This window comes from Roseibium sp. MB-4 (genome assembly GCF_053005265.1).
This window is the reverse complement of the sequence record NZ_JBRKQB010000001.1, coordinates 639,529-653,709: the sequence shown is the minus strand read 5'-3', so window position 1 is coordinate 653,709 and position 14,181 is coordinate 639,529. Positions and strand designations below refer to the sequence as shown.

The following is a 14,181-nucleotide window of genomic DNA, read 5'->3' as shown; positions in this document are numbered from 1 at the left end:
AACCGAAAGCTGTACAGGACATTTGCCGATGACACGCGCTCAATGCATAGCAATCCTGACGTTTTTGCCAGCGATCACTCTGGCCGGTTCCAGTTTTGCGCAAAGCGACTACTACATTCGGTCCCAATATCCGGATGGCACATTCACCGGCTCTCACGAAATTCTGACACGGCCGAAAGAAGGCTACTACCAGGCGCAGTATTGTGATCGCATGTTCTGGGTCAGCACGACCACCGTCGTTTGGACCGAGGAAGAAGTTGCCGCCGGTCGAACACTGATCCTGGAAGAAAATTTTGGTGAAGAACGCAACGTGTTATGCAGCGACAATACGGCCTTCGCCAGCCTTTACGACCTTGGCCTGGAGAAACGGGAAATCGAAGCCCTTCGGGAGCCGGAAGGATCCTTCCAGACGCGGGCAAGCCGGATTCATACGATCCGCGACGCATTCAAGCAGTTCAAATAAATCAACAATAGCGGCCGGACTGACGCCTAGCCGCCGTAGACTTGATCTGCGCGGGTTTCGAAGGCGTTTGAAAATTTCCGGAACGCCTTATCGAACATGGCCCCCATCAACGACCCGAGCGCTCGGCTGCGGAATTCGTAATTGATGTAAAACCCGACGGTGCTCCGGCCATCGTCCACATCCTTGAACGTCCACTTGTTCTCTAGATGCTTGAACGGGCCGTCCAGATACTCGACCAAGATGGTCTTGCTATCCGGCTGAAGTTCCACCCGGCTGGTGAAAGTTTCCTTGAACATCTTATAGGCAACGGTCATGTCGGCGACCAGCACGGTGCGCCCGTCCGGCAGTTCCTTCCGACCACGCACTTGCAGGGCCTGGCAAAGCGGAACGAACTTCGGATATTGCTCAACATCTGCCACGAGGCGGAACATATCGTCCGCCTTGTGATTGACCTTATGCGAAGATGAAAAACTGGGCATGGGTTAGTGTGGTCCTATCGCCTTGCCAAATCCTTTATGCGGGCCGTTAGTGGCCGAGTTTTGCCTTGCGGGCCGCGCGCAGATCCGCGAAATCTTCGCCCGCGTGGTGTGATGACCGTGTCAGTGGGCTTGCAGAGACCTTCAGGAACCCCTTGGCGTAAGCGATCCGCTCATAGCCTTTGAATTCTTCCGGCGTCACGAAGGACATCACCGGATGGTGCTTCTTCGATGGCTGCAGGTACTGACCGATCGTCAGGAAATCGACATCTGCAGCGCGCAGGTCGTCCATCAACTGGAGGACTTCGTTCCGCTCTTCGCCCAAACCAACCATGATGCCGGACTTTGTGAACATTTCCGGATCCAGTTCCTTCACCTTTTGGAGAAGCCGGATGGAATGGAAGTACCGGGCTCCTGGGCGGACTTTTAAGTACTTGGACGGTACTGTCTCAAGATTGTGGTTGAACACATCCGGGCGCGCTTCAACAACAATTTCCATGGCACCATCCTTTCGCAGGAAATCCGGCGTCAGGACCTCGACGGTTGTTGTTGGAGACGTCTTCCTGATCGCCTGAATGACATCCGCGAAATGCCGTGCGCCGCCGTCGTCCAGATCATCCCGGTCGACGGATGTGACCACGACATGTTCCAGGCCCATCGTCGCCACGGCGTCCGCAACACCCTGGGGCTCTTTCGGGTCGACCGGTCCCGGCATCCCTGTGCGCACGTTACAGAACGCGCAAGCGCGGGTGCAGGTGTCACCCAAAATCATGAAAGACGCGTGCTTCTTCGACCAGCACTCGCCAATATTGGGACAGCCGGCCTCTTCACACACAGTCACGAGGTTATTCTGCCGGACTGTGTTGTGCGTCTCTTTGTAGACGGGCGATGTCGGTGCCTTGACGCGAATCCATTTCGGCTTCCGTTGGACGGGGTTATCCGGACGGTGAGCCTTTTCCGGGTGGCGCGGGCGCACTTCGGATGGATCTTTCGGGCGATTGAGCGTGTCGACGATCGTAACCATGGGCCTTAAGTGTCGTTCTTTCCGTTAAAGATCAAGCCACAAAACTGTCATGCCTGCTAGCAAGTTGACGCAGGGCTGGTCAGCGTATTGAGACGGTCCTTCGCGCGGTCTGTCAGCGGATGGGACCGGCGGCTTTCATTGTTCATCTGGACGATGACGGTGACAGCCTGTGCAACAGCCTTGCTGTCTTGAAAGATCTTCTGATGCAGTTTGAAGGAAGATCTTCCGACATCCTGCACCACAGTTCCAATCTGCACTTCGCCAGGCCAGTTGACTTCAGCCAGGAAATCCAGCTCCAACCTTGCGATAACAAAGGATGCTCCAGTGTCTGCTAAAGCTTCACCGTAGATGACTTCGGTCCGCCCAGTTTCCAGAAAGGTCGCAAAGACCGCATTGTTTACATGCCCTTGCCGGTCGGTGTCTGCATAGCGCAGCTTGTCTGAAGCGGTCATCGGAAAATCGGATATGCGGGCAAACGCTTCGGTCTTCATTCTTCTGTCTCAGTTGCAATCACGTAGATCGATGCCGGGACTTGTCCTTCAGGCGTCTCGACATCGATTGGAACGCGTTGATACCCGGCTCCCTCAAACGCGTCCAGCCGGTCCCAATGGTTGATAAGGTCAATTGAGACTAAAACATGCACTTCGATGCTGTCGCCGTTCGGATCGACAACAAGCCCTGGATACCCAAGCTCAGCGCCCCACCCGGCTTCCACCAAACGTCCCCGGATCGCCCCTGTGGTCCAGGTTCCCTCAATATTTTCAACATGATGGTGATTCACCCGGCCTGGCGCGAGCGTTCCATATGTGGCGAGGCGATGGTCTGCCGCGAGCCGCACCATGGTTTATTTGAACACCTTCTTCCAGACGAACAGAAAAAGGATCGCGCCGATCACGGCGATGATCAACCGATCGAGCACGCCACCGGTGACATTCAGATTGAGGATGGAGGCTAGCTCACCGCCGATCAGCGCGCCGACCAGGCCAACAACAAGACTGCCCAGAAAACCGCCCCGGCTGTTCAGCACCCTATGGGCGACAGCGCCCGCAATCAGGCCAATAATGATTGTGATAATCAGCCCCATTGCGGGCACTCCTTTGAAAAAATCAGGCGATCAAGCGCGCCAGCAGCACAATAACAACCGCGCCGATGGCTGCGACCACGATCTCGTTCACATACGCATTGCCAAGATCAATGTTGATGCCAACAAGCTTGAACAAAAAGCCACCAACAAACGCGCCAATCAAACCGGTGATCAAATAGCGGATCAATCCGCCGCCGCCAACGACGACACTGGCCAGCCAACCGGCGATAATCCCAATCGCAACCCAAATCAAAATTGCTTTTACATCCATAACAAACGGCTCCTTATGTGCCTGAACCCAGACAGCGCCACGTTAAACATTTCGCTGCCTGGGTCCAGATATGAATGCGCAGTTTCGATCAAGCGTTCAGGACGCGACCATAGGCATCGAGCACACTTTCCTTCATCATTTCCGACAAGGTCGGATGCGGGAAGATGGTGTGCATCAGGTCTTCTTCGGTCGTTTCCAGATTCATCGCAACAACGAAACCCTGGATGAGTTCGGTCACTTCCGCGCCAACCATATGCGCGCCAAGCAGCTCGCCTGACTTCTTGTCAAAGATCACCTTGATCATGCCGGTGTCTTCACCGAGAGCGATCGCCTTGCCGTTAGCATTGAACTGGTACCGCCCAACCCGGATGTCGCGGCCCTGCTCCTTGGCTTTGGCTTCGGTCAAGCCGACGGAGGCAACCTGCGGATTGCAGTAAGTGCAGCCCGGGATCTTGCCCTTGTCCATCGGATGGACATTTGGCAGGCCCGCGATCTTTTCGATGCAAACGACGCCCTCATGTTCTGCCTTGTGTGCAAGCATCGGCGGACCGGCGACATCGCCAATAGCGTAAAGACCGGGAACATTGGTCTTGCCGTAGCCGTCGATAACGATACATCCGCGATCGGTTTTGACACCAAGCGTTTCAAGTCCGAGGTTCTCAATGTTGCCCTGAACACCGACTGCGGAAATCAGGCGGTCTGCCGTGATTTGCTGAACCTTGCCATCCTTCGTTTCCACATGCGCCGTGATGCTGTCGGCCGCTTTGTCGACCTTGGACACCTTCGCTTCGGTGATGATCTTCATGCCGCGCTTTTCAAGCATCTTGCGGGCAAACTTGGAGATCTCATCGTCCTCAACCGGCATGACATTCGGCATCAGTTCGACAACGGTCACATCCACACCCATGGAAAGGTAGAAGGACGCGAATTCGATTCCGATGGCGCCAGATCCCATAACGACCATAGACTTCGGCATCTTTTCTGGCTTCATCGCCTCGAAGTACGTCCAGATCAGCTTGCCATCCGGCTCAATACCCGGCAAAGCGCGCGGACGGGCACCGGTCGCAACGATGATGTTCTTGGCGGTGTAAGTCCCCTCACCCTTCGTGCCTTTCGGCGCCGGATGCTGCGGCTCGACCGCCGGCTTGGACGGCTTGCCGACAACGATTTCACCCGGTTTGGTGAGTTTCGCCTCGCCCCAGATGACGTCGATCTTGTTCTTCTTCATCAAGAAACCGACGCCGCCATTCAGCCGTGCAGACACGCCGCGGGAACGCGCGACCACGTCCTTGACGTCCGCCGTCATCTTGCCTTCCAGCTTCAAGCCGAAGCTCTTGGCATGGTTGGCATGGTCCATCATTTCCGCAGAGCGCAGCAGCGCCTTGGTCGGAATACAACCCCAGTTGAGGCAGATGCCGCCGAGGTGTTCGCGCTCGACGATCGCAGTTTTCAGCCCGAGCTGCGCGGCACGGATCGCGGTTACATAACCACCCGGCCCGGAGCCGATGATGATCACGTCATAATTGGTATCAGCCATGGTGTTTTCCCCGGCGAAAAGTAGAAACCTTGAAAAAAGCGCGGCAGAGACGCCGCGCTTTTGAGAGCCTGTCTTAGACGAGCATGCTCATCGGGTTTTCAATGTATCCCTTGAAGGCTGCCAGCAACTCGGCACCGAGCGCCCCGTCCACACAGCGGTGGTCGGTGGAGAGCGTCACGGTCATCACGGTTGCGATGGCCAATGCGCCGTCCTTGACGATCGGGCGCTGTTCGCCCGCACCGACAGCCAGGATGGTGGCATGCGGCGGATTGACAACAGCCGAGAAGTTTTTGACGCCCATCATACCCATATTGGACACGGCCGTCGTGCCGCCCTGGTACTCCTGAGGCTGCAGTTTCTTGGACTTTGCCCGGGTGCCCATGTCCTTCATCTCGTTGGAGATGACCGACAGCGGCTTTTCTTCTGCTCGGCGAACGATCGGCGTGATCAAACCACCTGGGATCGATACGGCTACCCCTACGTCAGCGTGCTTGTGCTTGACCATGTTGTCATCCGTCCAAGACACGTTTGCGTCCGGAACGTCCCGCAGCGCCAGGGCCAGGGCCTTGATGGTCATGTCGTTGACTGACAACTTGTAGGCTGGTTTGCCGTCCTTGTCGGTTGCAGCTGCCCCATTCAGCTGGGACCGCAGGGCCAGAAGCGCATCCAACTGACAGTCCACCGACACATAGAAATGCGGGATAGTCTGCTTGGATTCGGTCAGCCGCTTGGCAATGGTCTTGCGCATGCCGTCATGCGGAACGAGTTCGTAGGAGCCTTCTTCGAAGAGCTTAAGAACCTGATCCGAGGACGGACTTGCCGCTGGCGCAGCGGCCGCCTTCGAAGCTTCCGCGGCGGCTGGTGCAGCTGCTGCCTTGCCAGTTCCAGCTGCTACAGCTGCTTCAATGTCCTTCTTGACGATCCGGCCATGCGGGCCGGAACCCGACAGAGCCTTCAGATCAAGTCCATTGATCTGCGCCAAACGGCGCGCCAATGGCGAGGCGAAAATGCGTCCGCCGTCAGCGGCCTTTGGAGCCGGGATCGGATCCGTTGCCGCCTCAGCGCCAACTGGGATGACTTCCTTCGCCCCGGCATCTGCGGCAGGGGCCGGAGATGGCGCTGGCGCTGCAGGGGCCGCGCCACCCGAGGTGTCGATCGCGCTTGCATCTTCGTCATCTTCCAGAAGAACAGCGATCAGGTCATTGACCTTTACGCCTTCCGTTCCAGCTTCAACGACGATCTTGCCGACCGTTCCTTCGTCCACGGCTTCCACTTCCATGGTTGCCTTGTCGGTTTCGATTTCAGCAATGACGTCGCCGGCTGAAACCGTGTCGCCTTCCTTGACCAGCCACTTGGCCAGGTTGCCCTCTTCCATCGTGGGAGAGAGAGCCGGCATGGTGATGTTAATTGGCATGTCCGATTCCCCCGCCTTAGGCCGTGTAGGTTACGGCTTTGACCGCGTCGATGACTTCGGCAACGCTCGGTAGCGCCAGCTTTTCCAGATTTGCGGCATACGGCATCGGAACATCCTTACCGGTGACCCGCAGGATCGGCGCATCCAGATAATCGAACGCTTTTTCCTGAACCTGGAACGCAATCTCGGAAGACACAGAGCACATCGGGAAGGCTTCCTCGACAGTCACTACCCGTCCGGTCTTGCGAACCGAGGCAAGAACTGTGTCGATATCAAGCGGGCGGATCGTGCGGAGGTTGACCACCTCGGCCGAGATACCCATGCCCGCCAATTCTTCAGCGGCCTTCATGGTGTAGGTCATGCCAATGCCCCAGGACACCAGTGTTACGTCCGTGCCACCGCGCTCAATCTTCGCCTTGCCGATCGGCAAGACAAAATCATCCATATCCGGGATATCGAACGAGTGACCGTAAAGGATCTCGTTTTCCAGGAAGATCACCGGGTTCGGATCACGGATCGCCGCTTTAAGCAAGCCCTTGGCGTCCGCTGCCGAATACGGCTGGATCACTTTCAGACCCGGCACATGCGCATACCACGAAGCGTAGTCCTGAGAGTGCTGCGCACCAACGCGGGCGGCAGCCCCGTTCGGCCCACGGAACACCATTGGCGCACCCATCTGTCCACCGGACATGTAGAGCGTCTTGGCGGCAGAGTTGATGATCTGGTCAATCGCCTGCATGGCGAAGTTGAAGGTCATGAACTCTACGATCGGCTTGAGGCCTGCCATCGCCGCGCCGACACCCAAACCGGCAAAGCCGTGTTCGGTGATCGGGGTATCGATGACGCGTTTTGCGCCGAACTCGTCAAGGAGGCCTTGGGTGATCTTGTAGGCGCCCTGGTACTCGGCAACTTCCTCACCCATGACGAAAACATCGCCGTCGCGGCGCATTTCTTCCGCCATCGCATCGCGCAACGCTTCGCGGACGGTCGACGACTTCATGGACGTGCCAGCCGGGATCTCCGGATCTTCGGCAGTCTCTGGCGCCGGCGCCTGTGGGGTTGGCGCGGATGCAACGGCCGGTGATGGCGCAGCTGGCGCAGCGGCGGCCGCAGGAGCAGCGTCCGCAGCCGGTGCAGACGCAGCAGCATCGGCGGCGCTGGCATCTTCACCCTCGCCCAGCAGGATCGCGATCTTTTCGTTCACCTTGACGTTGTCGGTGCCTTCGGCAACCAGGATCTTGCCAAGCGTGCCCTCATCCACGGCTTCCACTTCCATGGTTGCCTTGTCAGTCTCGATTTCGGCGATCACATCGCCTGCGGAAACTGTATCGCCCTCGGCTTTCAGCCACTTGGCGAGTTTCCCCTCTTCCATTGTCGGCGAAAGCGCCGGCATCAAAATGTCAATCGGCATAATGTCCCCCGGCCTTAAAGCAAAATGTCGGTGTAGAGTTCAGACGCGTCCGGCTCCGGATCGGTCTGTGCAAATTCGGCGGCTTCCGCAACGCGGGCACGGATGTCCTTGTCGATTGCTTTGAGATCGTCCTCAGTTGCCCACTTATTGTCGAGCAAACGCTTGCGAACCTGTTCGATCGGATCGTGCTCGGTCCGCATTTTTTGAACTTCGTCCTTGGACCGGTATTTCGCCGGATCAGACATGGAGTGTCCGCGGTAACGGTATGTCACCATTTCAAGGATGTACGGGCCTTTGCCGTCACGGCACCATTCAAGCGCCTTTTTGGAGGCGGCCATCACGGCGCGCACATCCATGCCGTCGACTTTTTCGCCCGGAATGTTGAAGGACGCGCCGCGCTGCGACAGGTCTGTCATGGAGGATGAGCGCTCAACGCTGGTGCCCATGCCGTATTTGTTGTTCTCGATCACGTAAATGACCGGCAGCTTCCAGAGCTCGGCCATGTTGAAGCTCTCGTAAACCTGACCCTGGTTGGAGGCGCCGTCACCGAAGAAGGTCATGCAGACATTGCCGTTTTCCCGGTATTTGTTAGCAAAGCCAAGGCCGGTTCCAAGGGACACCTGCGCACCGACGATCCCGTGGCCACCATAGAAGTGCTTTTCCTTGGAGAACATGTGCATGGAGCCGCCCTTGCCTTTCGACAAGCCGCCGCGGCGTCCGGTGAGCTCGGCCATAACGCCTTTCGGGTCGAGATCCATCGCCAGCATGTGACCATGATCCCGGTAGGCCGTGATCATCTGATCGCCATCGATCTTGGCCATCTGCATGCCGACGACAACCGCTTCCTGGCCGATGTAAAGGTGACAGAAACCACCGATGAGGCCCATGCCGTACAGCTGACCGGCCTTTTCTTCAAAACGGCGGATCAAAAGCATTTCGCGGTAGGCGTGAAGTTCCTCTTCCTTGGTGAACTCGGCGATCGCAGGTTCGGCCTTTTTGGCGGAACTGCGGGTCCGGCTGGTGCCGGCGCTGGTCTTCTTCGCTGCTGCCATTTCCCTCAACTCGGTGTGACGTTTCCCCTAAGACAGGTTACAGAAACGTATCCCGGATGAAAGGGCAATCCAACATGGCAATCTCGCAGTGCGATGAGGTGCTATATTTTTGATTTATTGTAATTATTTTTTACGTAACCAAATATTGGTTAAGTCGCGAAATTCAACTGATTTTTGGTTTATTGCGCCACGACTTGCGGTTTCAGCACGACCAGCTCATCTGGATGCACCAGATTAAGATAGAGCCGGGCTCGCTCATCCAGCATATCCGGATCGAGGCTTTCCGGGCGCAGCAAACTGACCCGTGCTGCAAGTTCCTGGCGCTCGGCGACAAGAAGCTGCAATTCGCCCTCAAGTTCGGCAACCTGGCGCTCGATCATGGCACGGCCGACCACTCCCAATTCACCATTCATGGCATGAAAGCCGAAATAGCCTAGCGCTGCAATAGCAAGCGCAGGGGTGATGAGACGGCGCAGGAAGGATTGTTTTCGCTGACGTGTGGCTGCTCGGGGCACTCTTGGGACCTTGAACGCTAAAACTGGTGGCCTCTTCGTTCGGCTACTATGGCGATTCAGACTTAATAGAGTCTTGATGCAGTTCTTAAACTTGCAACCATCCCCGGTTCCTGAAGAATGGAACTATGAGAGACGATCACGAAGAACGCGCGACTATGGTGGATCGGCAAATTCGTTCGCGCGGTATATCTGATGCCGCGCTCCTTGCAGCTACGTCAAAAGTCCCGCGCCACCTGTTTGTGCCGTTTGAAGGCCGTCAATACGCTTATGAGGACCGTCCTTTGCCAATTGGCTACGGTCAAACAATTTCGCAGCCCTATGTAGTTGCACTGATGTGTGAAGCCTTGAAAATCGAACCAGGTGCCCGCGTTCTCGATATCGGGACGGGCTCGGGATACGCAGCAGCCGTGATGGCAGATATGGGCGCGAAGGTCATTGGAATAGAGCGCAAGTCAGAGCTTGCAGACCGTGCAAAAGCCAATCTTCTCCGCGCAGGGTATCCGACAGTCGAAATCCATTGCGGCGACGGCACCCTTGGATATCTGCAAGACGCACCATACGACGCCATCATGGTCGCAGCCGGCAGCCCGGCCCTGCCCGGCACACTCAAGAACCAGCTTACGATCGGGGGTCGGCTGGTGATCCCAATCGGTCCGTCCCGCCACCATCAACACTTGTTGCGGATCACTCGGCAGTCCGAGACGGATTTCTCATCCAAGACTCTCGGCGAAGTCACTTTCGTGCCACTAATCGGCGAAGAAGGTTGGGACGACGTTTCATAGCGCAGCAGGCGTTAAATCTCCTGAGGTCAGTGCACCAACGGCCGATCCAACGCGTTGTCAATGCTCTGTTTCACGAGCATCTTATGCGCTGGCAGGATTGCCGCGAGATAGGCATAGCCGAAGAGATTGTGCCGCTTGCAGCACGTTGAAATGAAAACCTTTGGCTTTGGCGTCAACTGCCTAAAGACCGACAGGCGGAAATCCTGATGCCAGTCATCCTCGCCAAGCAGAATTTCATTCTCACGCACTTCATAGACTTTGAAGAACGCGATCCGATCTCCCGGCCCAACCTCACTGAGCGGTTTCGGCGGTGCTTCGCTCGCCAAATCGTCTGTAGACTTGAGATTCACCGTTTTCGCAAGCCGATCACGAAGTTTCAACAAACCCTGCGCCCAGGGCATATCGATCGTGGTCATGTGCTTGGCAAAAACCCGGATATCACACTCGATAAGGTCCGGGCGTCCGGTCAAATTCCCGCAGTAGACATCCATGAAGTCTTTTGAAGCGTGATAGGCGTTAAGGTGACTGTCCAAAGGAAGGCTGGCGGCGGCACTCATCTGACGCACTCCGCTTGAAGTTGTTGAGGCTGCGACCATATCAGCTCTTCAGAAAAACACTGCGGACATAGTGCCGCAATATCCGTTTTCTCAAGCCGCTGCCAGGCGCGCCAGTTTGGTCAGGATCGTGGCTGTGCCCTTCAAACGCTTGTCGGTGTTTTCCCAGTCGCGGGTCAGAACCACTTTCTGGTCCGGCCGGATTTTGGCGAGAACACCCTGCTCCGCGATGTAGGACACAAGACCCGCCGGGTTTGCGAATTCGCTGTTGCGGAAGGACACAACGACACCCTTCGGACCGGCATCCACCTTCTCGACATTCGCTTTTCGGCACAGTCCCTTGATATAGACGATCTTGAGGAGATGCTGGACTTCTTCCGGCATCGGGCCAAAGCGGTCGATCAGCTCGGCGCCAAAAGCGTCGATCTCTTGCGCTTCGGTCACATCACCAAGACGCCGGTAAAGCTGCAGGCGCAGCTGCAAATCGCCGACGTAGTCTTCCGGGATCAGGACGGGCGTTCCGATGTTGATTTGCGGCGACCATTGTTCCTCGCCGAAATCCGCGCCGCCGTCTTTCAGCTTGGCAACTGCTTCTTCCAGCATTTGCTGGTAGAGCTCGAAGCCGACCTCCTTGATGTGCCCGGATTGTTCATCGCCCAGGAGATTGCCCGCGCCGCGAATATCGAGATCGTGGCTGGCCAGCTGGAACCCGGCACCGAGCGTTTCCAGCGATTGCAGGACTTTCAGGCGCCGTTCGGCGGTCGGCGTCAATGTCTTATTCGCCGGAACGGTAAAGAGTGCATAGGCGCGCGTTTTAGACCGGCCAACCCGACCGCGCAGCTGATAAAGCTGGGCAAGCCCGAACATGTCGGCGCGGTGCACGATCAGTGTGTTTGCGGTCGGAATATCAAGACCGGATTCCACGATCGTCGTCGACAGTAAAACGTTGTACTTGCCCTCATAGAAGGCGTTCATGACGTCTTCCAGCTCGCCCGGTGGCATTTGCCCATGCGCAACGGCAACTTTCAGCTCCGGGACGGCCTCTTCCAGGAAGTTCTTGCGTTCGGCAATGTCGGACAGGCGCGGACAAACATAAAAGCTCTGGCCGCCGCGATAGTGTTCGCGCAGCAAGGCTTCACGGACCACCAGCGGGTCGAACGGAGAGACGAAAGTCCGCACCGCCAACCGGTCGACCGGCGGTGTCGCGATCAGCGACAGTTCGCGGACGCCGGTCAATGCCAGCTGCAGGGTGCGCGGGATTGGCGTGGCGGACAGGGTCAGAACGTGGATGTCCGACTTCAGCTCCTTCAGCCGTTCCTTGTGCTTCACCCCGAAGTGCTGCTCTTCATCGATTATCAGCAGTCCAAGATCACGGAACTGGATGGATTTTCCAAGCAGTGCATGGGTGCCGACAACGATGTCGACGGATCCATCGGCGATGCCCTTCTTGGTCTGGGTCAGCTGTTTGGTGGGCACAAGGCGCGAGGCATGGGCGACATTGATCGGCAGCCCGTGAAAGCGCTCCGAAAACGTCTTGAAATGCTGCCGGGCAAGCAGTGTGGTTGGCACCACGACGGCAACCTGGCGGCCGGACATGGCAGCCAGGAACGCAGCACGCAGCGCCACTTCCGTCTTGCCGAACCCGACATCACCGCACACCAGCCGGTCCATCGGCCGCCCGGAGGCCAGATCCTCAAAGACGGAATCAATGGCGTTCAGCTGATCGTCGGTTTCCTCGTAAGGGAATTTCGTGGCGAACTCGTCGTAGACGCCTTCCGGTGTTTCCACCACGGGCGCCGTCTTGAGCGCCCGCTCCGCCGCCGTCTTGATAAGACCGTCGGCAATCTCCAGGATCCGTTTTTTGAGCTTGGCCTTGCGCGCCTGCCAGGCCCCACCGCCGAGTTTGTCGAGCTGCGCTTCCTGGTCTTCCGATCCATAGCGGGACAGAAGCTCGATGTTTTCAACCGGCAGATAGAGCTTGTCTCCGCCAGCATATTGCAATTCCAGGCAGTCGTGCGGCGCGCCGATGGCCTCGACGGTCTTCAGGCCGATGAAGCGTCCAATGCCGTGCTCCACATGAACCACGAGATCACCTTCCGACAATCCGGTCGCTTCGGTGATGACATTTGCGCCCTTGGACTTGCGGCGGGACTTGCGCACAAGCCGGTCACCCAAAATGTCCTGCTCTCCGATAAATGCGATGTCAGAGAGTTCGAACCCGTGCTCGATGCCAAGAACACAAAGTGCAGAGGTTTTGGCTGGAAGCTTTTCCGTTTCGCCGAGCGTCTCGACATTCTGGACTGCGCCGAGACCATGATCGCCGAGGATTTGACCGAGCCGGTCCCGGGACCCATCCGACCAGCAAGCGATGACGGTGCGCTTACCGCTTTTTTGAAGCTCCCGGACATGGGTCGTCAGAGCGTCGAAAATATTGACGTCTCCTGCCGTCCGTTCGGCTGCAAAACTGCGCCCCTGGCGGCCGCCAAGTTCGATCACTGTCTTTCCGCTGCCCGGCGGCGGCGTGAAAGGATCAAGCGTTGCCGTCGCCCGGTCCGCAAGCGCTGCCGTCCATTCGTTCTGGGTGAAATACAGCTTTTCTGGTGGCACAGGCATGTAAGGCACTGTGCCGGCACCCGATCCCATCTCGCGGGCTTCCTCACGGGCCTTGTAGTGTTCAGCAACCTGGTCAAGCCGCTCACGCACGGCATCCGCGCTGCTGGCATCCAACACGACCGGAGTGTCGCCGATGAAGTCAAACAGGGTTTCCAGTTTTTCATGAAACAACGGCAACCAGTGTTCCATGCCCGCATAACGGCGCCCGTCACTGATAGACTGGTAGAGCACATCGTCGCGGCTCGCCGCGCCAAAACTTGCCAGATAGGAGCGGCGGAACCGGGAGATGCTTTCCTCAGACAGAACCACCTCGCTCATCGGGACGAGATCGAGTCGTTTCAGTTGTTTGGAGGTTCGCTGGGTTTCCGGGTTGAACGAGCGGATCGATTCCAGCGTGTCACCGAAGAAATCAAGCCGGACAGGTTCTTCTTCACCGGGTGCAAAAAGATCGACAATACCGCCGCGTACCGCGTATTCGCCGGTTTCGCGTACGGTTGGCGTGCGGGAGAATCCATTCATCTCCAGCCATTTGGAAATCGCGGCCATGTCGACCTGATTGCCCGGTGCCATCGACAAGGTCTGCTCGGCCATGAACGCCCTTTCCGGGATCCGCTGAACGGCAGCATTCAAGGTGGTGACCAGAAGAACCTTGCGCCCCGCCTCGATGCCACGCGCAAGCTGACCAAGCGCTAAAAGACGGCGTGCACTGATCGCCGGATTGGGCGACACACGGTCATAGGGCAGACAGTCCCAGGCCGGCAGCTGTATGATCTCGGCCGCTGGATCAAAGTACCCGAGCGCCTCGCTGATCATCGCCATGCGCGTTGCGTCCCGGGCGACAAACACCAGCGCCAGCCCCTGGGCGGGTGTTTCTGAAAGCAAGCGTGCAAGCGCATAGCTTTCCGCACCATCGGGCACGCCAGCCAATGTCACATTGGCCTGGTCCTTCAACAGGCTGTCGAACACGAAAACCGTCCTTTTATTC

At 57.4% G+C, this 14,181-nt stretch carries 15 protein-coding genes; 2 read left to right on the top strand and 13 right to left on the bottom strand.

The features are described from left to right. Nucleotides 1–28 precede the first annotated feature (28 nt). Complete coding sequence (locus ACVDG4_RS03200; RefSeq protein ID WP_133947335.1) at nucleotides 29–463, top strand: hypothetical protein; 435 nt, start codon at nucleotides 29–31, stop codon at nucleotides 461–463. Between the two features lie 26 nt (nucleotides 464–489). Here ACVDG4_RS03200 and ACVDG4_RS03195 read toward each other — a convergent pair whose 3' ends face one another. The 11 genes from ACVDG4_RS03195 to ACVDG4_RS03145 all read right to left on the bottom strand — a co-directional run bounded on the left by ACVDG4_RS03195 (nucleotide 490) and on the right by ACVDG4_RS03145 (nucleotide 9,247). Then, a complete protein-coding gene (locus tag ACVDG4_RS03195; protein ID WP_133947333.1) occupies nucleotides 490–942 on the bottom strand; it encodes a type II toxin-antitoxin system RatA family toxin in 453 nt (150 codons plus the stop codon). Nucleotides 943–988: 46 nt separating this feature from the next. Next, nucleotides 989–1,963 carry a lipoyl synthase gene (gene lipA, locus ACVDG4_RS03190; RefSeq protein WP_447233989.1) on the bottom strand — a complete coding sequence of 325 codons (975 nt, stop codon included), beginning with the start codon at nucleotides 1,961–1,963 and terminating at the stop codon, nucleotides 989–991. 56 nt (nucleotides 1,964–2,019) lie between these two features. Continuing rightward, nucleotides 2,020–2,454, bottom strand: a complete 435-nt coding sequence (locus ACVDG4_RS03185) for an acyl-CoA thioesterase (RefSeq protein WP_133947329.1) — start codon at nucleotides 2,452–2,454, stop codon at nucleotides 2,020–2,022. Next, nucleotides 2,451–2,804, bottom strand: a complete 354-nt coding sequence (locus ACVDG4_RS03180; protein ID WP_447233988.1) for a gamma-glutamylcyclotransferase family protein — start codon at nucleotides 2,802–2,804, stop codon at nucleotides 2,451–2,453. Before ACVDG4_RS03180 ends, ACVDG4_RS03185 begins: the two co-directional genes overlap by 4 nt. 3 nt (nucleotides 2,805–2,807) lie before the next feature. Further along, on the bottom strand, nucleotides 2,808–3,047 hold the full coding sequence (locus tag ACVDG4_RS03175; protein WP_133947325.1) for a GlsB/YeaQ/YmgE family stress response membrane protein: 240 nt from the start codon (nucleotides 3,045–3,047) through the stop codon (nucleotides 2,808–2,810). A gap of 22 nt (nucleotides 3,048–3,069) precedes the next feature. Next, a complete protein-coding gene (locus ACVDG4_RS03170; protein WP_133947323.1) occupies nucleotides 3,070–3,318 on the bottom strand; it encodes a GlsB/YeaQ/YmgE family stress response membrane protein in 249 nt (82 codons plus the stop codon). Between the two features lie 88 nt (nucleotides 3,319–3,406). Next, nucleotides 3,407–4,855 carry a dihydrolipoyl dehydrogenase gene (gene lpdA, locus ACVDG4_RS03165; protein WP_133947321.1) on the bottom strand — a complete coding sequence of 483 codons (1,449 nt, stop codon included), beginning with the start codon at nucleotides 4,853–4,855 and terminating at the stop codon, nucleotides 3,407–3,409. 73 nt (nucleotides 4,856–4,928) lie between these two features. Next, complete coding sequence (locus tag ACVDG4_RS03160) at nucleotides 4,929–6,230, bottom strand: pyruvate dehydrogenase complex dihydrolipoamide acetyltransferase (protein ID WP_447235077.1); 1,302 nt, start codon at nucleotides 6,228–6,230, stop codon at nucleotides 4,929–4,931. Nucleotides 6,231–6,285: 55 nt separating this feature from the next. Then, a complete protein-coding gene (locus ACVDG4_RS03155; protein WP_447233987.1) occupies nucleotides 6,286–7,680 on the bottom strand; it encodes a pyruvate dehydrogenase complex E1 component subunit beta in 1,395 nt (464 codons plus the stop codon). 14 nt (nucleotides 7,681–7,694) lie between these two features. Beyond that, on the bottom strand, nucleotides 7,695–8,732 hold the full coding sequence (pdhA, locus tag ACVDG4_RS03150) for a pyruvate dehydrogenase (acetyl-transferring) E1 component subunit alpha (RefSeq protein ID WP_209175528.1): 1,038 nt from the start codon (nucleotides 8,730–8,732) through the stop codon (nucleotides 7,695–7,697). Between the two features lie 179 nt (nucleotides 8,733–8,911). Then, nucleotides 8,912–9,247: an FtsB family cell division protein gene (locus ACVDG4_RS03145; RefSeq protein WP_447233986.1), complete on the bottom strand. Its 336-nt coding sequence runs from the start codon at nucleotides 9,245–9,247 to the stop codon at nucleotides 8,912–8,914. A 125-nt stretch (nucleotides 9,248–9,372) separates the two neighbouring features. On the opposite strand from ACVDG4_RS03145, the gene ACVDG4_RS03140 reads away from it, so the two are divergent. Then, the gene (locus ACVDG4_RS03140; protein ID WP_447233985.1) at nucleotides 9,373–10,029 is read left to right on the top strand and encodes a protein-L-isoaspartate(D-aspartate) O-methyltransferase; all 657 of its coding nucleotides are present in this window, start codon (nucleotides 9,373–9,375) and stop codon (nucleotides 10,027–10,029) included. A gap of 26 nt (nucleotides 10,030–10,055) precedes the next feature. Here ACVDG4_RS03140 and ACVDG4_RS03135 read toward each other — a convergent pair whose 3' ends face one another. Beyond that, nucleotides 10,056–10,586, bottom strand: a complete 531-nt coding sequence (locus ACVDG4_RS03135; protein ID WP_447233984.1) for a DUF2867 domain-containing protein — start codon at nucleotides 10,584–10,586, stop codon at nucleotides 10,056–10,058. Nucleotides 10,587–10,676: 90 nt separating this feature from the next. Further along, the gene (gene mfd, locus ACVDG4_RS03130) at nucleotides 10,677–14,162 is read right to left on the bottom strand and encodes a transcription-repair coupling factor (RefSeq protein ID WP_447233983.1); all 3,486 of its coding nucleotides are present in this window, start codon (nucleotides 14,160–14,162) and stop codon (nucleotides 10,677–10,679) included. Nucleotides 14,163–14,181: the final 19 nt, after the last annotated feature.

Bases quoted from the DNA above. Each gene is read 5' to 3' on its own strand.
- pdhA (WP_209175528.1), bottom strand. From the start codon at position 8,732: ATGGCAGCAGCGAAGAAGACCAGCGCCGGCACCAGCCGGACCCGCAGT.
- ACVDG4_RS03170 (WP_133947323.1), bottom strand. From the start codon at position 3,318: ATGGATGTAAAAGCAATTTTGATTTGGGTTGCGATTGGGATTATCGCC.
- ACVDG4_RS03140 (WP_447233985.1), top strand. From the start codon at position 9,373: ATGAGAGACGATCACGAAGAACGCGCGACTATGGTGGATCGGCAAATT.
- ACVDG4_RS03195 (WP_133947333.1), bottom strand. From the start codon at position 942: ATGCCCAGTTTTTCATCTTCGCATAAGGTCAATCACAAGGCGGACGAT.
- ACVDG4_RS03155 (WP_447233987.1), bottom strand. From the start codon at position 7,680: ATGCCGATTGACATTTTGATGCCGGCGCTTTCGCCGACAATGGAAGAG.
- lipA (WP_447233989.1), bottom strand. From the start codon at position 1,963: ATGGTTACGATCGTCGACACGCTCAATCGCCCGAAAGATCCATCCGAA.
- ACVDG4_RS03135 (WP_447233984.1), bottom strand. From the start codon at position 10,586: ATGAGTGCCGCCGCCAGCCTTCCTTTGGACAGTCACCTTAACGCCTAT.
- ACVDG4_RS03175 (WP_133947325.1), bottom strand. From the start codon at position 3,047: ATGGGGCTGATTATCACAATCATTATTGGCCTGATTGCGGGCGCTGTC.
- ACVDG4_RS03185 (WP_133947329.1), bottom strand. From the start codon at position 2,454: ATGAAGACCGAAGCGTTTGCCCGCATATCCGATTTTCCGATGACCGCT.
- ACVDG4_RS03200 (WP_133947335.1), top strand. From the start codon at position 29: ATGACACGCGCTCAATGCATAGCAATCCTGACGTTTTTGCCAGCGATC.
- ACVDG4_RS03180 (WP_447233988.1), bottom strand. From the start codon at position 2,804: ATGGTGCGGCTCGCGGCAGACCATCGCCTCGCCACATATGGAACGCTC.
- ACVDG4_RS03160 (WP_447235077.1), bottom strand. From the start codon at position 6,230: ATGGAAGAGGGCAACCTGGCCAAGTGGCTGGTCAAGGAAGGCGACACG.
- lpdA (WP_133947321.1), bottom strand. From the start codon at position 4,855: ATGGCTGATACCAATTATGACGTGATCATCATCGGCTCCGGGCCGGGT.